At 39.2% G+C, this 21,515-nt stretch carries 27 protein-coding genes; 16 read left to right on the forward strand and 11 right to left on the reverse strand.

Going from position 1 to position 21,515, the window contains the following annotated elements:
• The first annotated feature begins 175 nt into the window (after positions 1–175).
• Positions 176–2,038, forward strand: a complete 1,863-nt coding sequence (locus E7T07_RS02785) for an ATP-binding protein (RefSeq protein ID WP_135709409.1) — start codon at positions 176–178, stop codon at positions 2,036–2,038.
• Positions 2,039–2,084: 46 nt separating this feature from the next.
• Here E7T07_RS02785 and suhB read toward each other — a convergent pair whose 3' ends face one another.
• Positions 2,085–2,876: an inositol-1-monophosphatase gene (suhB, locus tag E7T07_RS02790; RefSeq protein ID WP_135709410.1), complete on the reverse strand. Its 792-nt coding sequence runs from the start codon at positions 2,874–2,876 to the stop codon at positions 2,085–2,087.
• 174 nt (positions 2,877–3,050) lie between these two features.
• Between suhB and trmJ the strand changes: the two genes are divergently transcribed.
• From trmJ to E7T07_RS02860, 14 genes are all read left to right on the forward strand, one after another.
• Entirely contained in the window at positions 3,051–3,779 is a 729-nt protein-coding gene (trmJ, locus tag E7T07_RS02795) for a tRNA (cytosine(32)/uridine(32)-2'-O)-methyltransferase TrmJ (RefSeq protein ID WP_135709411.1), read from the forward strand.
• 73 nt (positions 3,780–3,852) lie between these two features.
• A complete protein-coding gene (iscR, locus tag E7T07_RS02800; protein ID WP_135709412.1) occupies positions 3,853–4,314 on the forward strand; it encodes a Fe-S cluster assembly transcriptional regulator IscR in 462 nt (153 codons plus the stop codon).
• Positions 4,315–4,323: 9 nt separating this feature from the next.
• On the forward strand, positions 4,324–5,538 hold the full coding sequence (locus tag E7T07_RS02805) for an IscS subfamily cysteine desulfurase (RefSeq protein ID WP_135709413.1): 1,215 nt from the start codon (positions 4,324–4,326) through the stop codon (positions 5,536–5,538).
• 65 nt (positions 5,539–5,603) lie between these two features.
• Positions 5,604–5,987 carry a Fe-S cluster assembly scaffold IscU gene (gene iscU, locus E7T07_RS02810; RefSeq protein WP_135709414.1) on the forward strand — a complete coding sequence of 128 codons (384 nt, stop codon included), beginning with the start codon at positions 5,604–5,606 and terminating at the stop codon, positions 5,985–5,987.
• Positions 5,988–6,049: 62 nt separating this feature from the next.
• The gene (iscA, locus tag E7T07_RS02815) at positions 6,050–6,361 is read left to right on the forward strand and encodes an iron-sulfur cluster assembly protein IscA (protein WP_407061364.1); all 312 of its coding nucleotides are present in this window, start codon (positions 6,050–6,052) and stop codon (positions 6,359–6,361) included.
• Between the two features lie 6 nt (positions 6,362–6,367).
• Positions 6,368–6,889: a Fe-S protein assembly co-chaperone HscB gene (hscB, locus tag E7T07_RS02820; RefSeq protein ID WP_135709416.1), complete on the forward strand. Its 522-nt coding sequence runs from the start codon at positions 6,368–6,370 to the stop codon at positions 6,887–6,889.
• 80 nt (positions 6,890–6,969) lie between these two features.
• Positions 6,970–7,755 (forward strand): glycosyltransferase family 8 protein, encoded by a 786-nt coding sequence (locus E7T07_RS02825; protein ID WP_281279604.1) that lies wholly within the window; start codon positions 6,970–6,972, stop codon positions 7,753–7,755.
• A gap of 11 nt (positions 7,756–7,766) precedes the next feature.
• Entirely contained in the window at positions 7,767–9,611 is a 1,845-nt protein-coding gene (gene hscA / locus E7T07_RS02830; RefSeq protein WP_135709418.1) for a Fe-S protein assembly chaperone HscA, read from the forward strand.
• A 20-nt stretch (positions 9,612–9,631) separates the two neighbouring features.
• Positions 9,632–9,973: an ISC system 2Fe-2S type ferredoxin gene (fdx, locus tag E7T07_RS02835; RefSeq protein WP_135709419.1), complete on the forward strand. Its 342-nt coding sequence runs from the start codon at positions 9,632–9,634 to the stop codon at positions 9,971–9,973.
• Positions 9,973–10,167 carry a Fe-S cluster assembly protein IscX gene (gene iscX, locus E7T07_RS02840; RefSeq protein WP_135709420.1) on the forward strand — a complete coding sequence of 65 codons (195 nt, stop codon included), beginning with the start codon at positions 9,973–9,975 and terminating at the stop codon, positions 10,165–10,167. The genes fdx and iscX overlap by 1 nt, the downstream gene beginning before the upstream one ends.
• A 116-nt stretch (positions 10,168–10,283) precedes the next feature.
• Positions 10,284–10,922 (forward strand): uridine kinase, encoded by a 639-nt coding sequence (udk, locus tag E7T07_RS02845; RefSeq protein WP_135709421.1) that lies wholly within the window; start codon positions 10,284–10,286, stop codon positions 10,920–10,922.
• A gap of 9 nt (positions 10,923–10,931) precedes the next feature.
• Entirely contained in the window at positions 10,932–11,516 is a 585-nt protein-coding gene (dcd, locus tag E7T07_RS02850; protein WP_135709422.1) for a dCTP deaminase, read from the forward strand.
• Position 11,517: 1 nt separating this feature from the next.
• Positions 11,518–12,831, forward strand: coding sequence for a hypothetical protein (locus E7T07_RS02855; RefSeq protein WP_135709423.1), 1,314 nt, complete (start codon positions 11,518–11,520; stop codon positions 12,829–12,831).
• Positions 12,831–14,018: a sugar transporter gene (locus E7T07_RS02860; RefSeq protein ID WP_135709424.1), complete on the forward strand. Its 1,188-nt coding sequence runs from the start codon at positions 12,831–12,833 to the stop codon at positions 14,016–14,018. The genes E7T07_RS02855 and E7T07_RS02860 overlap by 1 nt, the downstream gene beginning before the upstream one ends.
• A gap of 63 nt (positions 14,019–14,081) precedes the next feature.
• Here E7T07_RS02860 and srlR read toward each other — a convergent pair whose 3' ends face one another.
• The 10 genes from srlR to E7T07_RS02910 all read right to left on the reverse strand — a co-directional run bounded on the left by srlR (position 14,082) and on the right by E7T07_RS02910 (position 20,783).
• Entirely contained in the window at positions 14,082–14,849 is a 768-nt protein-coding gene (gene srlR / locus E7T07_RS02865) for a glucitol operon DNA-binding transcriptional repressor SrlR (protein ID WP_135709425.1), read from the reverse strand.
• 7 nt (positions 14,850–14,856) lie between these two features.
• The gene (gene gutM / locus E7T07_RS02870; protein ID WP_135709426.1) at positions 14,857–15,219 is read right to left on the reverse strand and encodes a transcriptional regulator GutM; all 363 of its coding nucleotides are present in this window, start codon (positions 15,217–15,219) and stop codon (positions 14,857–14,859) included.
• 197 nt (positions 15,220–15,416) lie between these two features.
• Complete coding sequence (gene srlD / locus E7T07_RS02875; protein ID WP_135709427.1) at positions 15,417–16,205, reverse strand: sorbitol-6-phosphate dehydrogenase; 789 nt, start codon at positions 16,203–16,205, stop codon at positions 15,417–15,419.
• A gap of 30 nt (positions 16,206–16,235) precedes the next feature.
• Positions 16,236–16,604, reverse strand: coding sequence for a PTS glucitol/sorbitol transporter subunit IIA (gene srlB / locus E7T07_RS02880; RefSeq protein WP_135709428.1), 369 nt, complete (start codon positions 16,602–16,604; stop codon positions 16,236–16,238).
• Positions 16,605–16,659: 55 nt separating this feature from the next.
• Positions 16,660–17,649, reverse strand: coding sequence for a PTS glucitol/sorbitol transporter subunit IIB (gene srlE / locus E7T07_RS02885; RefSeq protein ID WP_135709429.1), 990 nt, complete (start codon positions 17,647–17,649; stop codon positions 16,660–16,662).
• A 69-nt stretch (positions 17,650–17,718) separates the two neighbouring features.
• Positions 17,719–18,273: a PTS glucitol/sorbitol transporter subunit IIC gene (srlA, locus tag E7T07_RS02890; RefSeq protein ID WP_135709430.1), complete on the reverse strand. Its 555-nt coding sequence runs from the start codon at positions 18,271–18,273 to the stop codon at positions 17,719–17,721.
• Positions 18,274–18,625: 352 nt separating this feature from the next.
• Positions 18,626–19,054 (reverse strand): ferric iron uptake transcriptional regulator, encoded by a 429-nt coding sequence (fur, locus tag E7T07_RS02895; RefSeq protein ID WP_135709431.1) that lies wholly within the window; start codon positions 19,052–19,054, stop codon positions 18,626–18,628.
• A gap of 10 nt (positions 19,055–19,064) precedes the next feature.
• Positions 19,065–19,589, reverse strand: coding sequence for a flavodoxin FldA (fldA, locus tag E7T07_RS02900; RefSeq protein WP_135709432.1), 525 nt, complete (start codon positions 19,587–19,589; stop codon positions 19,065–19,067).
• A 9-nt stretch (positions 19,590–19,598) separates the two neighbouring features.
• Entirely contained in the window at positions 19,599–19,880 is a 282-nt protein-coding gene (gene ybfE, locus E7T07_RS02905; protein ID WP_135709433.1) for a LexA regulated protein, read from the reverse strand.
• Positions 19,881–19,997: 117 nt separating this feature from the next.
• Positions 19,998–20,783 carry an alpha/beta fold hydrolase gene (locus tag E7T07_RS02910; RefSeq protein ID WP_135709434.1) on the reverse strand — a complete coding sequence of 262 codons (786 nt, stop codon included), beginning with the start codon at positions 20,781–20,783 and terminating at the stop codon, positions 19,998–20,000.
• Positions 20,784–20,873: 90 nt separating this feature from the next.
• Here E7T07_RS02910 and seqA point away from each other — a divergent pair, with 90 nt between their 5' ends.
• Complete coding sequence (gene seqA, locus E7T07_RS02915) at positions 20,874–21,515, forward strand: replication initiation negative regulator SeqA (protein ID WP_135709435.1); 642 nt, start codon at positions 20,874–20,876, stop codon at positions 21,513–21,515.

A 21,515-nucleotide genomic window follows, 5' to 3' on the forward strand; every position in this document is an offset into this window, starting at 1 on the left:
TAACGCCGATGGTAGTGTGGGAATTTCCCATGTGAGAGTAGGTCACCGCCAGGTAGGTATAGAGAGAAGCCCGAGTAGAAATACTCGGGCTTTTGCTATTTGGATATTAGCTATGTAACCAAAGACCTGATAAAATCATCGAATATCCTTAAAACGAATTTAATAGGTAGATGAGATGAAGAATATTCGTTATTTTGCGCAAAAATACGTAGATTGGGTTATCAAACTAGGACGTTGGCGATTTTCTTTATTGGGCTTTGTGGTTTTAGCAACTTTAGCTCTCTGTACGCATATTTTTTTTAGTTTTATTTTTGTCGGTGAGATTCACTGGCAAAGTTTGATTTATTCTATTTCTTTCGGTTTAATTTCTGCACCTTTTGTGATTTATTTTTTCACCTTGCTCGTTGAAAAATTAGAGCTTTCCCGTTTGAGCTTGTCAAAATCAGTAACAAAACTACGACAAGAAGTGCAAGAACGCCTCCTAGCTGAGCAACGTTTAGCACAAGCGAATCAAGATAAAACAACATTGTTAGCTACCATTAGCCATGAATTAAGAACGCCACTTAATGGTATTGTGGGGTTAAGTCGAATTTTACTTGATACAAATCTGACTGATGAACAACGTAATTACCTAGAGACAATTAGTTTTAGTGCCGTATCATTAGGGCATATATTTAATGACATTATTGATCTAGAGAAAATTGATGCTAATCGTATTGAACTTTATCAACAGGAAACAGATTTTCATGCGTTAATTGGCAATATTGCGAATATTGGACAATTTATGGCAATGCAAAAAAAGCTTCATTTTAGTTTAAAGTGCGGTCAGGATTTACCGCGTTTTTTAATGCTAGATGGTACACGTTTGAGCCAAGTACTATGGAATTTGCTTAGCAATGCTATAAAGTTTACCAGCCAGGGCGAGATCATTTTAGACATCCAACATATAGCACAAAATCAATATCAATTTTCTGTGATTGATTCAGGGCAAGGTATCCCCGAATCTGACATAGAGAATATTTTTACCATGTATTATCAGGTGAAAAAGAATCAGCATAAACCTGCCGGCAGTGGTATTGGGCTTGCGATCTCTAAAACGATAGCACATCTTATGAAGGGGGATTTAACCGTTGTTAGTCAATTAGGGGGGGGCTCAACATTTACTTTAACTATTTATGCTGAAGAAGTACAAAATCCTGTTAATAAAATGGTCTTAGCGCCAATTACTTCAGGTTTATCTGTTTTGCTGGTTGAAGATATTGAATTGAATATTATTGTCGCTAAATCAGTATTAGAAAAGCTTGGTTTTAACGTTGATGTTGCCATGAATGGAAAAGATGCAATAGCGAAATTTGAGAGCAAAAACTATGATTTAGTATTTTTAGATATTCAATTGCCGGATATGACAGGGTTTGCGATTGCGCAATATTTTAGAGAGAAATATGAGAATGGCGTTTATGATTATTTGCCGCCTTTAATTGCATTAACGGCGAATGTTATGCAGAATAAAACGGCATATTTAGCACAAGGAATGGATGATGTGTTAACAAAACCATTGGATGTTGTCGCATTAACACATTGTTTAACGAAGTATTTTGCTGATGATCTTAATGTTATTTCAAATTCCGCTCGTTTAGATGAGAAATTAAGTCACTTCCCTGAGCTTATTGATTACAAGTTTGTCCATGAGTTACTGGATTTTATTTCGGTAGAAACATTTCTTGCTAATATTCGCTTATTCCAAAATGAATTTTGTGAGAAGGGGATCAAGCTTTGTCAAACATATCAAGCTTTCTTAGATCATCAAATATCAAAAGAGGATTTTATTTCTCATGCGCATAAACTTAAAGGGGCAGCCGCCAGTTTGGGGCTAAGAAAAATTCAAACGTTAGCTTCTCTTATTCAGCAAGAAGATTTACCTGAGTGGGAAAGCCAAGTATCTCATTGGATCAATGAACTTAATGAAGCTTACGATCCGAGCCTTGCCGCATTAACGATGTGGTTAGAACAGTTTGATGAGAAATCAAAAGTATTATAGAACATAGTGGTTAAGGATGATTTCTCATCCTTAACCAATTTTGATTTTATTCGTTAAAGTGCGGTTGGATTTTTGTCAGCATTTCTTTAACAACACGCGGTGTGGCAACAACAATGTGACCATCTTTTAAGAAACTATGACCCCCATTGAAATCGCAAGCCAATGCACCGGCTTCACGTGCAATAAACTCACCAGCGGCAATATCCCAAGGTTTTAATCCCATTTCGAAATAGGCATCAACACGACCTGCGGCAACATAACATAAATCTAAGGCGGCTGATCCGGTACGGCGGAAGTCAGCTGCACTTTCTGCGAGAGATGTCATCATAGCAAATTGTGAAGGCATCAGTTTTTGTTGTTTGAATGGAAAACCTGTTGCAACGATACAACCTTGCAAATCACGTTTTTCAGCAACACGTAAACGCAGTTCATTTAATTTTGCACCTTGTCCGCGAACCGCAGTGAAAAGTTCATTTTTAATTGGATCGTAAACCACACCTACTTCCGTGCGGCCTTTTACACGAATGGCAATGGAAACAGAAAAATGTGGAAAACCTTTGATAAAGTTGGTGGTGCCATCTAATGGATCAATCACCCATTGCGTATCTTTATCTTTACCTTCTAACGCACCGCTTTCTTCAGCGATGATAGTATGATCAGGGTAAGATGCACGAATCGTTTCAATAATTGCAGCTTCAGCCGCTTTATCTACATTTGTAACAAAATCATTGTTACCTTTTGATGATGTTTGAATACCATCAAGGTGTTCATAACTTTTGGCAATGATATTGCCGGCTTTACGCGCTGCGCGAATAGCGATATTTAACATTGGGTTCATAATGTGTCCATTAGATAAATTGTGAAAAGAACGATATAGGCTAAGCCTATGTATAAATCGGGCGTATTATAGTGATTTTTACTCGAAATTTCTACTGAAAAAATGAAGAATCCGACTGACTTTTATGGGTATTGTGGTAGAATACCCACAATTTTTACTCAATATCTGAATAACATGTTAAGTAACATCAGAATTGTGCTGATAGAAACCTCTCACTCTGGCAATATTGGTTCAGCAGCGAGAGCGATGAAAACCATGGGATTAAGCCATTTATATTTAGTGAATCCCAAGCAAGCCATTGATGAGCAAGCGATTGCCTTATCTGCAGGAGCGGATGATGTGCTGAAAAATGCGAAAATTGTACCGCACTTTAATGATGCAGTCGCCGATTGTTCTTTAGTCATTGGCACAAGCGCGCGTTTGCGTCATTTACAAAATACCTTAATTGAGCCAAGAGAATGTGGTGAAAAAGTCATTCAGGCGTCAAAGTGCGGTCAAATTGCCCTTGTTTTTGGGCGTGAACGTGTGGGATTAACGAATGAAGAATTATTAAAATGTCATTATCATCTCACAATTCCGGCTAATCCCGATTATTCTTCGTTGAATTTAGCGATGGCGGTGCAATTAGTTTGTTATGAACTCAGAATGGCCTTTTTACATCAACAAAGTTTGCCTGTTTCAACAATAGATAATGTCGATACAAATGTCGATACATTAGCAACAGCGCAGGAATTAGAATATTTCTATCAGCATACCGAACAACTTTATACAAGGTTAAAATTTATTCATAATCAAGGTGTTATGCAAAAATTAAGACGGCTTTATCATCGCGCTCAAGTAGAAAAAAATGAACTCAACATTTTACGCGGTATGTTAAGTACGGTAGAAAAAGCCCTAAAATAAAGTCGGAAATATAGTTGATTAAATTAATAGGTTATGTAAACTAGAGACACTTGATTTTTAAAAGGAAAGTATAATGAAACTCACGTCAAAAGGTCGTTATGCAGTGACCGCAATTTTAGATATTGCACTATTTGGCGCGGACGGCCCCGTTACTTTGGCAGAAATTTCTGAACGTCAGAATATTTCGCTATCGTATTTAGAACAGCTATTTGCAAAATTACGCCGTCATGGATTGGTCAAAAGCGTGCGTGGTCCGGGCGGTGGATATTGTTTAGGTCAATCAGCCGATAAAATCTCAATTGGAATGGTTGTCAATGCCGTGAATGAAAAAATTGCGGTGACACGCTGTTTAGGACATGGAAATTGTCAAAATGGACAAGAATGTTTAACTCACCATTTATGGGAAGATTTAAGTCATCGTATTGAGAGCTTTTTGGATGAAATTACGTTGGCTGAGCTAGTGAATAAACATAAAGTCCGCAAAGGTCATCACGGACACAAAGATTTTGATGATTTATTAGTTGTAAATAGTTAAGAGAATAAGATGAAACTACCAATTTATTTAGATTATGCCGCAACTTGTCCGGTTGATGAACGTGTTGCGAAAAAAATGATGGAATTTTTAACCATTGATGGCACTTTTGGTAACCCTGCTTCGCGTTCACATAAATTTGGCTGGCAAGCGGAAGAAGCCGTTGATATTGCGCGTAACCAAATTGCCGATTTAATTGGTGCGGATAGCCGCGAGATCGTATTTACATCCGGTGCAACCGAAGCGGATAACCTTGCGATCAAAGGGGCAGCCCATTTCTACCAAACGAAAGGTAAGCACATTATTACGTGTAAAACAGAACACAAAGCGGTGTTGGATACTTGTCGTCAATTAGAGCGTGAAGGCTTTGAAGTGACCTATCTTGCACCGAAATCAGACGGTTTAATTGATATTGAAGAATTCAAAGCCGCCATTCGTCCGGATACGATTTTAGTGTCTATTATGCACGCCAATAATGAAATCGGTGTGATTCAAGACATTAAAACCATTGGCGAAATTTGTCGTGCCAATAAAGTGATTTTCCATACGGATGCGACTCAAAGTGTTGGCAAAGTTGAAATTAACCTAGCAGAATTGCCCGTGGATTTATTATCCATGTCAAGCCATAAACTTTATGGGCCGAAAGGGATTGGGGCATTATATGTACGCCGTAAGCCACGTATTCGTTTGGAAGCGATTATTCACGGTGGTGGTCACGAACGCGGTATGCGCTCGGGCACATTGCCTGTGCATCAAATTGTCGGCATGGGCGAAGCCTATCGTATTTGTAAAGAAGAAATGGCAACCGAAATGCCACGCTTAAAAGCATTGCGCGATCGTTTATATAATGGCTTAAAAGATATTGAAGAAACCTATGTGAACGGTTCAATGGAACATCGTTTAGATAATAACTTAAATATCAGCTTTAACTATGTTGAAGGTGAAAGTTTGATGATGGCATTGCGTGATATTGCTGTTTCATCAGGTTCTGCTTGTACTTCAGCAAGCCTTGAGCCATCTTATGTATTGCGCGCGCTGGGCTTAAATGATGAATTAGCACACAGTTCTATTCGTTTTAGTTTAGGACGTTATACCACCGAAGAAGAAATTGATTACACCATCAGTTTAATGAAAAGTGCGGTGCAAAAATTAAGAGATTTATCGCCACTTTGGGATATGTATAAAGAAGGCATTGATCTGAATACTATCGAATGGGCAGCGCATTAATTTTATCTTTAAACATAAATGCAAGGGTGGGAATTGCCCACCCATAAATTTAAAGGAAAGTAAACATGGCATATAGCGAAAAACTTCTAGATCATTATGAAAACCCACGTAATGTTGGGGCAATGGACAAAAAAGCGGCAGACGTTGGCACAGGAATGGTAGGCGCACCGGCTTGTGGTGATGTCATGCAATTACAAATTAAAGTTAATGAAGCAGGCATTATCGAAGATGCAAAATTCAAAACCTATGGTTGTGGTTCGGCGATTGCGTCAAGCTCATTAATTACCGAATGGGTGAAAGGAAAATCTTTAGATGAAGCAGGCGCAATTAAAAATAGCCAGATTGCTGAAGAACTTGAATTGCCACCGGTGAAAGTGCATTGTTCAATCTTAGCGGAAGATGCGATCAAAGCAGCGATTGCAGACTATAAAGCAAAACAAGGCCAATAATTATGACAGCGGAACAACTTCATTCACAAGAAGCAGAAAATACAGGCACCTATTCCATTAGCATGAGTTCAAGTGCCGCGGCACACGTAAAAAAATGTTTAGACAGTCGTGGTAAAGGTATTGGCTTACGTTTAGGGATCAAAACATCAGGTTGCTCCGGCTTAGCCTATGTACTTGAGTTTGTTGATGAATTAAATGCCGATGACAATGTTTTTGAACAAGATGGCGTTAAAGTGATTGTGGATACCAAAAGTTTAGTCTATCTCAACGGAACGCAACTTGATTTTGTTAAAGAAGGGCTAAATGAAGGATTTAAATTCACCAACCCGAATGTGAAAGATCAATGCGGTTGCGGTGAGAGTTTTAGTGTGTAATTGAATATGAACAATCCTTTTACACTTTTTGATCTACCTGTGGATTTCCAACTAAATAACGACTTGCTTTCAAGTCGTTATTTGTCGTTACAAAAATCCCTTCATCCCGATAATTTTGCCCATTGTTCACCACAAGAACAACGTTTGGCAATGCAAAAATCTGCGGAAATTAATGATGCATTACAGGTTCTCAAAGATCCGATTAGTCGAGCAGATGCGATTATTGCTATTCATACAGGCGAACAGAAAGATTTGGAACAAACTCGCCACCATGATATGGCATTTTTAATGCAACAAATGGAATGGCGTGAGCGTTTGGAAGAGATCGAACAGGCACAAGATCTCTCTCAGTTAATGGATTTTTCTGCAGAAGTTGAAACGACAGAACGCGAATTTTTAACAGAAATTTCTACCGCACTTTCCGCGCAAAATTGGCAAGATGCGTCACAATTGGTCGATAATTTACGTTTTATTCGAAAGCTCACAGAAAATATTTCTCAGTTAGAAGAAAAATTCTTTTCTTTATAAGTAAGTCAATACACAATGCAAACAAACAAACAAACAAACAAACAAACAAACAAACAAACAAACAAACAAACAAACAAACAATATTTTTAGCAGCAAATGAACGTTATACGGATAAAGTTTTAACAACTATTAAGTCAGTTTGTTTTCATAATAGAAATATTGATTTTTATTTATTAAATAAAGATATTTCACCTGAATGGTTTGATTATGTAAATCATTTTTTAGTACAGGTTAATTCTTTTCTTTTTGATGTAAAAGTAAATTATCAATTAGAAAAATATAAAACTTATGAACATATCAATTCAGAAACAACCTATTTTAGATATTTTATCTCTGAAGTAATTAATGACAGAAATGTGCTTTATTTAGATTCAGATTTGGTTGTGAATGGGTCTCTTGAATTTTTATTTGATATTGATCTAACGGATTATTTTGTTGCTGGATCTTTAGATGATTTGGCACATAATTTTTATCAAAATGAGGGAATGTTCAATGCAGGTGTTTTACTTATTAATACAAAATTATGGCATGAACAGAATATTCCTCAACTGGCATTAAATATTACAGATAAATATTCGGAAGAACTTAGGGATGGCGACCAAGAAGTACTTAACCTTTTATTTAAAGGTAAGTGGCTGGAATTAAATAATAATATAAATTATTTAGTGGGGGCAGAGTATCTTTATAACAAGAATGACTTGTCTCATTTTATTCATCGTCCAGCGAATATACCGCTTATTTTACATTTTAATACAGCATATAAGCCTTGGTTGATAATTAATGATTTACCATTTAGAGAATATTATTGGTATTATTATCGTTTGACTTTTGAACAAATTATTCAAAAGCATAAACAAGAAATTTAAAAGAGATAAATATGGCATTACTTCAAATCGCTGAGCCGGGACAAAGCGCAGCACCACATCAACATAAATTGGCAATCGGTATTGATCTTGGAACGACAAATAGCCTTGTTGCCGCTGTGCGTAGCGGACAACCGACTATTTTATTAGACGAACAAGAACGACCGCTGACCCCGTCTATTGTGCACTATGGCAATGAGATCACCGTGGGCTATGAAGCAGGTTGTTTGGCAGCACAGGATCCGAAAAATACTCTTATTTCAGTGAAGCGTTTGATTGGGCGCAGCCTTGCGGATGTGCAGCAACGTTACCCGAATTTGCCCTATGATTTTGCACAGACAGAAAATGGGTTGCCGTTGATTGTGGCAAACAACGTGGCGGTCAGCCCTATTGAAGTTTCCAGTGAAATTCTGAAAAAATTAACCGCACTTGCGGAGAAACGCTTGGGTGGCGAATTACAAGGTGCGGTTATCACCGTTCCTGCTTATTTTGACGATGCACAACGCCAAAGTACAAAAGATGCGGCTAAATTAGCGGGCTTAAATGTATTACGTTTGCTCAATGAACCCACGGCGGCAGCCATTGCTTATGGTTTAGATAGCGGTCAAGAAGGGATTATTGCAGTTTATGATTTAGGCGGTGGAACCTTTGATATTTCCATCTTGCGCTTGTCAAAAGGCGTCTTTGAGGTCTTGGCAACAGGCGGCGATACGGCATTGGGTGGTGACGATTTCGACCATTTATTAGCAGATTGGATTGCTGAAAAATCAGGTATTCAGGCGCAAACGGAACAGCAAAGACGCCAACTCATTGAGTTAGCAACGCAGATTAAAATCGCTTTAACGGACAGCCAAAGTGCGGTGATTTCTTATGAAGATTGGCAAGGCGAAATCAGTCGCGATGAATTTAATGCGTTGATTTCTAATTTGGTTAAGCGTTCATTGTTAGCTTGTCGCCGTGCGTTAAAAGATGCAGGGATTTCCGCCGAAGATGTGCGTGAAGTGGTGATGGTGGGCGGTTCGACCCGAGTGCCTTATGTGCGCGAGCAAGTGGGGGCATTTTTTGGTAAAACCCCCTTAACCAGCATTGATCCTGATAAAGTGGTCGCCTTAGGCGCAGCCATTCAAGCGGATATTTTGGTTGGTAATAAGCCTGATAGCGAAATGTTGTTGCTTGATGTGATTCCGCTATCTCTAGGCATTGAAACCATGGGCGGTTTAGTGGAAAAAATTATTCCACGCAATACCACCATTCCTGTAGCACGTGCGCAAGAATTTACGACATTTAAAGACGGCCAAACGGCAATGTCGGTGCATATTGTGCAAGGGGAACGTGAAATGGTGGATGACTGCCGTTCTTTGGCACGTTTTACCTTACGTGGAATTCCAGCGATGGCAGCAGGGGCGGCGCATATTCGTGTTACTTATCAAGTGGATGCAGATGGTTTATTGAGCGTTACGGCAATGGAAAAATCAACGGGCGTGCAATCATCTATTCAAGTGAAGCCATCTTATGGTTTAACGGATGATGAAATTACACAAATGTTAAAATCATCCATGGAAAATGCCAAACAAGATATTGATGCCCGTTTATTGGCAGAGCAGCGCGTTGAAGCTCGCCGTGTGATTGAAGCGGTACTTGCCGCACTCGATCATGATCAAGATTTATTGAATGCTCAAGAGTTAAGTGCGGTGAAAACAGCGTTAGTTTCCTTGGATCAATTGCAACAAGGTTCAGATATGTTGGCAATTAAACAAGGCATTAAAGCTCTTGATCAAGCAACACAAGAGTTTGCCGCACGCCGAATGGATAAATCTATTCGTCAAGCCTTGGCAGGAAAATCGGTAGATAATTTGTAATTTTTTAATAGGAAAGTGTTATGCCAAAAGTTGTTTTTTTACCCAATGAAGAATTTTGCCCTGAAGGTATGGTTGTAGATGCGGCGGCAGGGGATAATTTACTCGAAGTTGCCCATCATGCCGGGGTGGAAATTCATCACGCTTGCGATGGTTCTTGTGCTTGTACAACGTGCCATGTGATTATCCGCGAAGGCTTTGACAGTTTAAATGAAACCAGCGATCAAGAAGAAGATATGCTCGATAAGGCTTGGGGCTTAGAAATGGACAGTCGTTTATCTTGTCAATGTGTGATTGGCGATGAAGATTTGGTGGTGGAAATTCCAAAATATAATATTAATCACGCAAATGAGGCGGCGCACTAATGAAATGGACGGATGCACAAGAAATTGCGGAAATGCTTTATGACCGCGATCCTGATTTAGATCCGAAAACTGTTCGTTTTACGGATATGCATCGCTGGATTTGCGAACTTGAAGGGTTTGACGATAACCCCGAAGCCAGTAACGAAAAAATCCTTGAAGCAATTTTGTTGCGTTGGTTAGAGGAATATGAGTAGATAATGTTCAAGTGCGGTGTCCTAATGTTTTTCACCGCACTTTTCTTCTTAACCCTATGAAAACGCCCGAAAGTCCACTATAATTCCGCCTAATTTTAAGTAAATCGAGATACACTATGTCAAATTCATCCTGCATCATTATTGGTATTACAGGCGCGTCTGCGTCAGGTAAGAGCTCTATTGCTCACACGGTTCATCGCGAGCTTTGCGAAGAATTAGGTTGTGAAGAGATTGGAATTATTGCCGAAGACAGCTATTACAAAGATCAAAGCCATTTGGATTTTGAAACCCGTACCAAAACCAATTATGACCATCCGAACTCCATGGATCGCGATTTATTGATTGAGCATTTGAAATCATTAAAAGCAGGAAAAGCCGTTGATATCCCTGTTTACAGCTATTCTGAACATACGCGAACCAACGAAATTACTCATTTTGAGCCGCGTAAGATTGTGATTGTGGAAGGGATTTTATTATTAACGGATGAACGCGTGCGTAAAGAATTGGCAATGTCAGTGTTTGTGGATACGCCATTGGATATTTGTTTTATTCGCCGTTTACAACGAGATATGGTGGAACGCGGTCGTTCGATGGAATCCGTGATTGAGCAATATCGCGCCACAGTGCGTCCGATGTTTTTGCAATTTATTGAACCAAGCAAACAATATGCGGATGTGGTGATTCCTCGTGGTGGTAAAAATCGTGTTGCCATTGAAATGTTAAAAGCGCAAATTTTAAAATTGTTGGGCAAATAGGAGCGTGCTATGAGATTATGTGATACGGATATTGAACAATATTTAGATAACGGCATTATTACCATTTCCCCACGTCCGGATAATAGCAAAATTAATGGCGCAACCATTGATTTACGTCTAGGTAATTCTTTCCGCGTGTTCCGTGAATATTCCGCGCCTTATATTGATGTGAGTGGGCCGCGTGAAGAAGTGAGCGCACAATTAGAGCGCGTCATGAGCGATGAAATTATTATTGGTGATGATGAACCTTTCTTTTTACACCCGGGGGAACTGGCACTCGCGACTACGATGGAAAGCGTTAAGTTGCCTGCGAATATTATCGGCTGGCTGGATGGGCGTTCTTCTTTGGCGCGCCTAGGATTAATGGTGCACGTTACTGCCCATCGCATTGACCCGGGTTGGGAAGGCAAAATTGTGTTAGAGTTTTATAACTCAGGTAAATTACCGTTAGCGTTACGTCCAAATATGATTATCGGTGCCTTGAGTTTTGAAATTCTCAGCGGACACGCCGCACGCCCTTACAACGCGCGCCAAGATGCGAAATATAAAAATCAGCAAAGTGCGGTAGCAAGTCGGATTAATCAGGATCAATAATATGATGAAAAAATTAGGCATAGGGTTACTCGTGGTGGCTCTAGCCTTTTTTACTTTTGTATTGGTACAAAAAGGCAAAATAGAAGATAAATTAACCGCGCTTTTGCACAATAAGTCTGTGCGAGTTGAACAATTTTCTCTAGGACTTTTTCCCTCCCCCCGTTTGTCATTACAAAACGTGGAATATGCTATTAACGTGCATAATCAACTCACTGCAGATCGGCTGAGTATTCAGTTGAATTGGTGGGAAGTCCTGCAAGGTGAGCCTGAAGTGTCGATGATTCAAATAGAAAATGGGGCATTATGGCGTGAAGCAGTTCTATTGCTAAAAAACATCAATAGCACTATTAAACCAACTCAGTTGTCACTCACTCAACTTCCCACATTGATTGAACAATATAAAATGGGGGAATCTGGGGTTACATTGCTACCTAAGATGAGCGTAGTTTTTTCGGCATTGAATGGTGAAAATGACCAATTTAAGCTACAAATTGAGCAATTAACGACTGCTCAAAATGCGTTAAATTGGCGCAATCTTCAAGCGGAATTGGAACTGAAGAATAAACGTTTATTTAACACTCAACAGTTGAATTTTTACGCAAAAAATGGGGCATTAAATTGGCTCGAGTCGCGTTATCAAGTGCGAACAGATTTGGCATTGAATCAGTTGCAATTTAGTCATGTGGACGGATGGATCGATTGGGCTGATACAGAAGGAACTTTAAAATTAATTGGGTTAAATGGAGAAAAAGCCGACTTATTTTTCTCGCCGAACACATTCCAATTAATAGGAAAGCAACTTTCTGTCCAGCCTTTCTTAGAGACATTTAATATTCCTGTTTTAGTGACCGGCAAAGTAGAGACGAAAGTGCAGTTGTTGGCCAAGAATTTTTTACCTTATCAAGGTGAAATATTAGCTGACATCACCGAAGGGACTGTAAATGGTTTGAATTTATTGGAATTAATTCGCCAATACGCGCCGATAAATTACGATGAAGATAAACTTTCTCAGGAAAAAACAATGACTCGATTTGAGCATCTTGTCACGCATTTTTATTGGGAACCAACAAGACTTCAAATTAAAGCGACAGAATTAATTCATCCGCGTTTTGTGGTACGCAGTGTGGGCGATATTGATTTAGTTCATGGGCAATGTAATGTCAATTCAGAAATCTCAGTCAATGATGCACGTTACGATGCGTTAAGATTACCCGTGCATTTCTTTGGTGATTGTAAATCACCACAATATAAAGTGAAATTTAACCGCACTTTTCGTGATCAATTAAAAGAATTTATTAGAGAGAAATTGAAATAATGCAAAAACACAAAAAACTTGAACGCCTAGGTTATTTTCGGGTCGCGGCAATGGCATTTGCCGCGTTTATTTTTAACACCACAGAATTTGTCCCGGTCGCGTTGCTTTCTGATATCGCCGCAGGCTTTAATATGGAAGTTCAACAAGTGGGATTAATGATCACCGTTTATGCGTGGATTGTTTCGCTGGCATCTTTACCCTTAATGCTAGCCACATCCACGTTAGAACGCCGCAGCCTACTCTTGAAATTATTTTTACTTTTTGTGGCAAGCCATGTTTTATCCGTATTTGCATGGAATTACTGGGTATTATTGATTTCACGCATGGGCATTGCTTTTGCGCATTCGGTCTTTTGGGCGATTACTGCGTCTCTTGCCATGCGCGTTGCGCCAAAAGGCAAACAAACCCAAGCATTAGGGATGATCGCCATGGGGTCTGCGATGGCAATGGTTCTAGGGCTACCTTTAGGACGAATTATCGGACAATGGCTGGGCTGGCGCGCGACTTTTGCGGTGATTGGTGGCGCAGCATTTATTATCATGTTAATTCTTGCCAAACTACTTCCGCACTTGCCAAGTAAAAATGCGGGTTCCCTATCTAGTTTGCCACTTTTAGCGAAACGACCGCTATTAATTGGCGTCTATTTAGTGACGATGATCATCGTTTCCGCTCATTTTACGGCTTATAGCTATATCGAACCATTTGTTAAGAATATCAGCAACATGGGCGAAAATACCGCGACAGCCGTCTTACTGATTTTCGGGTTGGCCGGTTTTGCCGCCAGCTTCTTGTTTGGACGAATTTACCGTTTTTTCCCGGCGAAATTTATCACAGTCGCTTCAGGTATTATCGCCGGCGCCTTGTTTTTGCTTTACATTGTAAGTGATTACAGTGTAGCCATGTTCTGCTTGGTATTTATTTGGGGAATTGGTATTTCAGCCATGACATTAGGCTTGCAAATGCGTGTATTACAACTTGCCCCAGATGCTACCGATGTGGCAACCGCGATTTTTTCGGGTATCTACAATATCGGTATTGGCGGTGGCGCATTAATTGGCAACCAAGTTATGCAACATTTCGGCTTACACTATATTGGTTTTGTGGGATCCTTAATCGGCATTATAGCCATGCTCATTTTCATCACGGTACATTTAAAATATCGTCATACTTTGAAAAATAAGAATTGATCTTAATGAAAAAGGCATAGTAGAGTTTTCTTCTGCTATGCCTATTTTTGATCAGTAATTCAGCTATTCTGCGATAATGACTTTAATACCTTTTGCAATTAATGCTTGATGAATTTCATCTTTGATATTGCTGTCTGTAATCACGGTAGTGATTTTTTCTAATGGACACACAATATTCGGGCTGCGGCGATTAAATTTGGTCGAGTCTGTTAAAACGATGATTTCACGTGCGGCATGACACATCGCTTTACTTACACCATGAACTTCATTAAATGTTGTCAAGCCGATATTTAAGTCAAAACCGTCAGTGCCAATAAACAATTTGTCAAAACTAAATTTTTCCACCGCACTTTCAGCCAAAATACCGTGAAAAGATCCTGATTTAGCCCGATACGTCCCCCCACACATTAATAACTCAAAATCCGTATTGAGTGATGTTAAGGCATTAATAATATGCAGGCTATTAGTCATTATGGTTAGGTTTTCAAAATGCGTGAGATTAGGGACGATTTGAAGTACTGTACTGCCTTGATCCATTATGATGGAATCCCCATTTTGAATCACCCCTGCTGCAGCTTTACCGATTTTCATTTTAGCCGCTGCATTAATGGTTGTTTTATTTGTAATGGGTAAATCAATATCGTCACTGGTTTGAGTAAGTACTACGCTACCATAGGTGCGTAGAACCTTATTGTCCTTTTCTAATGCAGTGAGATCTTTACGGATAGTTGTTCCCGTAGTTTGAAAATGTTCCGCAAGTTGTTCCACAGGCGTTCGCCCATGAATTTGTAGATAATCTAAAATAGCTTGTTGGCGTTCTCTTGGTTTCATTGCAAAATTATTTTACTTGAATGGCTTCGGCAAGGGCTTCTTGCGCATTTTTATTCATCGGAAAAATCACTTGCGGATCGATTTCATCATAATGCAAACCATTTAATTCGGGTATAGATTGCGGCTTTGAAAATACCGTCCATCCTTTCATTACAATATTATCGACAACATAGCGATTCTCATTAAAAGCAAGTGCAATGACAACTTTGGCTTTAAACCGTCCTTTAGTTCGACCTATCCCCACATTTCCTTGCTTACTCAGCAACATAAACGCTTGATTAAAACGATTAACTTGCCACCACCCCAGTATAATTTGTAGTACCCAAGCGATGATAGCTAAAAGAATAAAAACATTTGTTGCATTTGACATAGATTATCTCACAAGTTAAAAGAAAAAATTAGTGCTAATTCGCACAAAATGAAACAACTTATTATTGAAAGATAAACAGACTCTAAAGTGCGGTGAAATTTTTCAATGATTTTGACATCAGCCGTATCTAAGTAGAGTTCCATTACTATTCTCCAGAATAAATCGGGCGGAAGAGATTATCCGCCCAACGATATTAATTAAAACATCACTTGACCGCCAGTAATATTAATCGATTGCCCCGTACAATAGGAGGCGTCTTCACTGGCATAGAATTTTAAAACATTTAACACGTCTTGGTAATCACAACCGCGTTTGAGCGGCACTTTGTCGATATAAACTTGTTCCACTTCGCTTTCAGGAATACCCAATTTGGCTGCGTATTGCGGAATTAATGATTGGAACATCGGTGATTTTAATAAATTCCCTAACATTAAGGAATGAACGGTAATGCCTTTATCCGCTAAGTCCAATGCTAAAGATTGTGTTAAACCGACACCACCAAATTTTGCCGCACTATAACCTGAGTTATATTTGCTACCCACTTTACCTGATTTTGAGTTAATTTGAATAATCCGACCTTTTATTCCATCACGGATCATCAAGCGGGAGAAGTGTTTGGCTGACAAGAAATACCCCACTAAATTGACATTGACTGACACATTAAAATCTTTTAATTCAAAATCCCAAATCGGGGAGGCTTTTGCTGTCCCTGCACTATAAACCAGCAAATCAACTCGCCCGAATTTATCATCTGTGGCTTTGGCTAAAGCTTCTACGCTAGTTTCATTTGTTGCATCCACTTGAACGCCCAAAGCATTGTCGTTCCCATATTTACGATTAATGGTATCGGCAACATTATTCGCATTTTCACCATTTAAATCTGCCACCACGACGCGGTAACCTGCCTCTGCAAGTCCTTCCGATAAAAATGCACCAAGGGTTTGACCGCCGCCAACAACAACGGCAACTTTTTTTACATCATTCATAATATTTTCCTTTCAATTTATAAAAATCTATCATTCAGCACGTTTAATTTTCAAAACGCTATTTTCTTTAACCGCACCTGGTATTTCGCCAAGTACGTGAATCGTTCCTGGGTATTCAGCCGTGGTTGCGCCATCAAATCGCCAAGTGACATGGCCCAGTTCTTTCAAATTAAAGCTTGCTACATCGCCAATCGCTGTAATGGGATAAGTGACACCATCAAATTCGGCAATATCGCCTACTTGTAAATCCGAGATAAGTTCACCGTGGCTATGAATAAAGCAGTAATCTTCTAAATCAGCAGGTGCACCTTGTTTAAAGGTGATCAACATATTTTCTGCTAACGCATCGCGTGCGAAATTGCCTACTTTAGTAAATTGAGTTTGATAAAGAATTGTCATTTTTGTTTTCCTTATGAGCTCTAGAATTGGTGGGCGAGTAAGCACACCTTGCTATTTATTGATAAATAAAGGCAGATACCGCCCAAGCTACTAACACTGTTGGCGCGCCCGTTAAGAAACGGCTCACTAATACTGAAGGTACACCGACACGAACGGTATCCTGTTTAGCTTCCGCCATAGAAAGTCCTACCGGAATGAAGTCACAGGCAGCTTGCGCATTAATGGCAAATAATGCAGGCAGCGCAAGAGAGGGTGGAATATTACCTAAACCGATTTGAACCCCGACAAGCACACCAATGACTTGAGCAATGACCGCCCCTGGCCCTAAGAATGGAGAAAGTAATGGGAATGAGCAGATAAGAGCCAGTGTCACTAACCCAATAGGGCTGCTAGCAAGTGGCGTTAAACCATGTGCAATCCAGTCACCTAAGCCTGATGCGATGATGATCCCGATTAATGCGGAAACGAATGCCATAAATGGCAGAATGGTTTTTAATACGGTATCAATGGTGTCTCGTCCCGCTTGGAAAAATACAGCAACGATAGATCCCATTCCCATACCAATACGCGCAAGTAAACCATCACTTTGTTCAGTAATTTTTTTCGAACTGTCGTAATCTTTGACCGCACTTTTTTCCACTTTAGGTGCTGACGCAGGTTCTGAAAGGGGAATATCTGCATCAATCAATTTGATGTTGTTGTCTTTTACTGCAGAAACATAAATATCTTCCACAATAAATTCCGCAAGCGGACCTGATTTCCCGGTGGCATGAATATTAATCGTTGGAATACGGCGTTTTGGATATAAACCACAACGTAATACACCTCCGCAATCAATGATCGCAATACCGATTTCTTCTGCTTCAGGTTCGCCATTTTTGAAACCATCTACCGCTTCCCACCCAGTCAATTCCACCAGTTTGTCAACAATACTTGGACGAGTGCCTGCAGTCATATAAAGAATTTTTTTGCCTTCAATAATTGGTAATGTTAAAGGACCACCCCAACCACCATTACCTTTTTCAATATAAATGGATTTAGTCATAATTTGTTACTCCTGCTTGAGTTGAGCCAATGCTCAAATATCTTTATCTTGGCTCAACGCCACACTGAATTATTTACTTAAATTAACAGTTCGATCTAAGGTAATACCCATGCGTTTTTCAAAAAATGCTGTGGTAAAGTCAGTAATCCAACCACGGAAGAAATTGGTCACCATACCCACTAATAGATAGCTCACTGCAAGTGGACCTAGTGGTAAACCTAACGTGGTTAACCCGTTTGCAATGCCAAGGTAAACAAATAATTCACCTGGGTTAATGTGTGGGAATAAACCATTCATACTGTGGCAACTATAAGATGCAGCCGCGTAATAACTTGGTTTGTAATATTCAGGTAAAAAACGACCAAGACTTAATGTCATCGGATTGCAAAAAACGAATGTACCAATAACAGGTAAAATCAAATAACGAGAGATTGGGTTGCCCGCACTACGTTGTGCTAGGCGTTCAATACGCTCTTGACCAACAAATTTAATCAAGGCATTCATAACAACAAGAAGTGAGATAAGTAATGGCAAGATCCCCATTATCATACCGACAAAGGTTTCCCCACCTTTTTGGAACAGTCCAATAAACCATTCCGCGCCATGTGTGATGTATTCCATAATACAACCTCATAAATTTCAGTTTGAAAGAATTTGTCTCTGATTAATTCATTGATGAATGAGTAATACTTAATCATTGGCGGTAATGGTAATTTAAAATGAGAACAATAACTGTGATATAGATCACAAAATAAGAAAAATGTTTCAAAATAAAATATTTTTCTTTTAATTTATTCTTGTGGTTTTGATGTGGGAATAAAATGCGAGAATGGGATTGATGAAGTGACATTGCGGGTAAATGAGCAAGTTAAGTTGTTGAGTGGGGTGAATTGAAATCTTTTTTGGGTTTCAAACTAAAAGGACTAAACCTTGCAAAACACAAAATTTAGTCCTTTTATTTCAACCACTATACTGATTATTTATCGCATTTTTCGATATCAGTACATTTACCATATAAGTACAAGCTATGGGTCTCTAATTGAATACCATGCTCTTTACTGATTTCTTTTTGGCGATCTTCGATAACTTTATCGTTGAACTCAAAAACCTTACCGCAATCGATACAAATGATGTGATCATGGTGTTCGGTAGGGGCTAATTCAAAAACAGATTTATTGCCTTCAAAATTATGACGCATCAAGATTTTGGCTTCGTCAAATTGATTTAGAACACGATAGACAGTGGCTAAACCAATTTCTTCCCCTTTGCTGAGCAGCAATTTGTACACATCTTCCGCTGAAAAATGTTGCATGTGATTTTCTTGCATCAATGCCAAAATGGTTAGGCGTGGTTCAGTAATCTTTAACCCCGCTTTTTTCAGTAACTTGATGTTTTCTTCTGACATTGCCAGCTCCTTATGCAAGTTCAGCTAAACACATTTCATCGTAAATTTGTTTAACCCAGTTTTCAACACGCGCTGAAGTTAATTCAGGTTGACGATCTTCATCGATACATAAACCTACGAATGTATTCTCATCATTGAGTGCTTTTGATGCTTCAAAGGTATAGCCTTCCGTTGAAGTTTGACCCACAATAATAGCACCGCGTGCTTCAACGATATCGCGAACGGTTCCCATGGCATCGCAGAAATAATCGGCATAGTCTTCTTGGTCACCGCAACCAAAAATAGCTACTAATTTGTCTGTGAAATCAATGCTTTCTAAAGTAGGGAAGAAATCGTCCCAGTCCGCTTGAGCTTCACCATAATACCAAGTCGGGATGCCGAATAATAAGAAATCGTAGCCTTCGATATCTTCTTTTGTACTTTTAGCGATGTCACGAATATCAACTAATTCATTACCTAATTGTTTTTGGATCATTTTCGCGATGTTTTCAGTATTACCTGTATCGCTACCATAAAATAAACCAACGATAGCCATTTTTTTGTCCTATTTTGATTGAATATTTAAATGAGTTTGTAAGATATTTTCAATGAGTTCAGCTCGGCTGAGCCCTTGTCGTATCGCGCGTTCTTCTAATTGCCGAACTAAATGCGTATGTAACTTCAATTCAATCCGCTTTAATCCACAGGCGCGATCACGGCGAAGTTGATTACGCTTATTAATGCGAATTTGTTGTTCTCGACTCAACGGATTTGATTTTGGTCGCCCTACGCGGCGTTCATCAGCAAACAGATCTAATGTAATGCAATCTAAGTCTTGTTTTGCCATATTTCAAATTCATTGATACATTTGCTAATCATTCTTATGATGAGAATGATTTTCCGATTTAAAAAATTCGCCTGAACTATAGCATAATTCCCTTTTGATTAAAACACTAAACCATGATTAATTTGATTGAAGAAATCTTGTTATCGCGCGAATAACAAGCTCAGGTTTTTCTGCATGAACCCAGTGTTGCGCGCTTTCTATTGTGAAAGAAGTGGCTTTGGGGAATTGGCGAAGAATTTGTGCTGTGTAATCCGTTAAAATGTAATCGGATTGCCCGCCTTTAATAAATAAGGTCGGTTTATCGTAATACAGCGAATTCCAGCCCATAAGATGAGAATAATTTTGCTCAAGTGCGGTTAAATTAAAACGTGTTTTATCTTGTTGTTGTGCATCAAATGCCTTGAGTAAAAATTGGATAGTGGCAGGTTCTTTGATGTATTTTTCTAAAATGGGTTTAGCTTCTTGGCGTGTTTGGCAATTGGCCTGTTTTACTGCATAAAGCGCGGCAAATTCTTGTGCGTGTTCATTGTGAGAACGCACAATGTTGTAATCCACCGGTGCAATATCAATAACCACTAACTTATCCACTAAATCAGGGCGCAGTGCGGCGGCGGTCATTGCTGTTTTTCCGCCCATGGAATGACCGATAAGAATTGCCTGATGAATGGATAAATGTGTCAGTAATTCAATAAGATCTTGCGCCATAAGGGAATAATTCATTTCATCACAATGAAAGCTTTGCCCATGGTTACGAAGATCAACGCGTAAAATAGCGTATTGTTCACTAAATGCACGAGCAATGACACCGAGATTATTTAAATCGCCAAAAAGCCCGTGTAAAAAAACTAAAGTGGGTTTTGATGAGCCTTGTTCTGACGGTTGGAACTGATAATTTAAAGTCATAATATACTGTATTTTTTAATAGCGTTTTTCAAAATATGTGGGTATAATGCGAAAAATCTTGTGGCAGATCAAGTAGAAAAGGGGAATAAAATGAAAATTATTGAAGTGGATGAAGAACTGTATCAATTTATTGCAAGCAAAACTCAATCAATCGGAGAAAGTGCTTCTGATATTTTACGCCGACTTTTAAATTTGTCTGCATCTAGCTTGAATTCTAACTCACTGGATTTACAGTTATCGCTCTCTGCGTCAGAAAATATTGAACCGTCTCTAACTGATCGCGCCGAAAAAAATACGATTGTTTCCGCGCCGGTATCTGCTGAAATAACAAAATCGAGTGTGAAAAAACAGCCGGAACAAGCTATTCAAAAATTAACGGAAAAAGTACAAAATTTATTAGCATCCGCTTCGTTTCAAGAAGAAACCAAAGCGGTAGTGCGATTTTTAAGTATTTTAACCGCACTTTATCGAACCAATCCCGAGAGCTTTGCAGTTGCCATTGAAAGCGAACAAGTGCAAGGTCGAACTCGAGTTTATTTTGCGCGAGATGAAGCCACCTTGCTCGCGTCAGGAAACCACACCAAACCAAAACAAATTCCGGATACACCGTATTGGGTGATTACTAACAACAACAGCGGACGTAAGATGATTATGCTTGAAGGCGTGATGCGCGAAATGCATTTGCCTGAAAGCCTGATTGACGATGTTCGCAACTATTTTGTGACAAATTAA

This window comes from Actinobacillus porcinus (genome assembly GCF_901764995.1).
Lineage (GTDB): Bacteria > Pseudomonadota > Gammaproteobacteria > Enterobacterales > Pasteurellaceae > Exercitatus > Exercitatus porcinus.

Coding starts and splice junctions, on each gene's coding strand:
- E7T07_RS02805 (WP_135709413.1), top strand. CDS start 4,324: ATGAAACTACCAATTTATTTAGATTATGCCGCAACTTGTCCGGTTGAT.
- seqA (WP_135709435.1), top strand. CDS start 20,874: ATGAAAATTATTGAAGTGGATGAAGAACTGTATCAATTTATTGCAAGC.
- E7T07_RS02910 (WP_135709434.1), bottom strand. CDS start 20,783: ATGACTTTAAATTATCAGTTCCAACCGTCAGAACAAGGCTCATCAAAA.
- E7T07_RS02785 (WP_135709409.1), top strand. CDS start 176: ATGAAGAATATTCGTTATTTTGCGCAAAAATACGTAGATTGGGTTATC.
- ybfE (WP_135709433.1), bottom strand. CDS start 19,880: ATGGCAAAACAAGACTTAGATTGCATTACATTAGATCTGTTTGCTGAT.
- srlE (WP_135709429.1), bottom strand. CDS start 17,649: ATGACTAAATCCATTTATATTGAAAAAGGTAATGGTGGTTGGGGTGGT.
- trmJ (WP_135709411.1), top strand. CDS start 3,051: ATGTTAAGTAACATCAGAATTGTGCTGATAGAAACCTCTCACTCTGGC.
- fdx (WP_135709419.1), top strand. CDS start 9,632: ATGCCAAAAGTTGTTTTTTTACCCAATGAAGAATTTTGCCCTGAAGGT.
- hscB (WP_135709416.1), top strand. CDS start 6,368: ATGAACAATCCTTTTACACTTTTTGATCTACCTGTGGATTTCCAACTA.
- fldA (WP_135709432.1), bottom strand. CDS start 19,589: ATGGCTATCGTTGGTTTATTTTATGGTAGCGATACAGGTAATACTGAA.
- srlB (WP_135709428.1), bottom strand. CDS start 16,604: ATGACAATTCTTTATCAAACTCAATTTACTAAAGTAGGCAATTTCGCA.
- E7T07_RS02860 (WP_135709424.1), top strand. CDS start 12,831: ATGCAAAAACACAAAAAACTTGAACGCCTAGGTTATTTTCGGGTCGCG.
- dcd (WP_135709422.1), top strand. CDS start 10,932: ATGAGATTATGTGATACGGATATTGAACAATATTTAGATAACGGCATT.
- iscU (WP_135709414.1), top strand. CDS start 5,604: ATGGCATATAGCGAAAAACTTCTAGATCATTATGAAAACCCACGTAAT.
- srlD (WP_135709427.1), bottom strand. CDS start 16,205: ATGAATGATGTAAAAAAAGTTGCCGTTGTTGTTGGCGGCGGTCAAACC.
- suhB (WP_135709410.1), bottom strand. CDS start 2,876: ATGAACCCAATGTTAAATATCGCTATTCGCGCAGCGCGTAAAGCCGGC.
- iscR (WP_135709412.1), top strand. CDS start 3,853: ATGAAACTCACGTCAAAAGGTCGTTATGCAGTGACCGCAATTTTAGAT.
- E7T07_RS02855 (WP_135709423.1), top strand. CDS start 11,518: ATGATGAAAAAATTAGGCATAGGGTTACTCGTGGTGGCTCTAGCCTTT.
- iscX (WP_135709420.1), top strand. CDS start 9,973: ATGAAATGGACGGATGCACAAGAAATTGCGGAAATGCTTTATGACCGC.
- hscA (WP_135709418.1), top strand. CDS start 7,767: ATGGCATTACTTCAAATCGCTGAGCCGGGACAAAGCGCAGCACCACAT.
- udk (WP_135709421.1), top strand. CDS start 10,284: ATGTCAAATTCATCCTGCATCATTATTGGTATTACAGGCGCGTCTGCG.
- iscA (WP_407061364.1), top strand. CDS start 6,050: ATGAGTTCAAGTGCCGCGGCACACGTAAAAAAATGTTTAGACAGTCGT.
- srlR (WP_135709425.1), bottom strand. CDS start 14,849: ATGAAACCAAGAGAACGCCAACAAGCTATTTTAGATTATCTACAAATT.
- gutM (WP_135709426.1), bottom strand. CDS start 15,219: ATGTCAAATGCAACAAATGTTTTTATTCTTTTAGCTATCATCGCTTGG.
- fur (WP_135709431.1), bottom strand. CDS start 19,054: ATGTCAGAAGAAAACATCAAGTTACTGAAAAAAGCGGGGTTAAAGATT.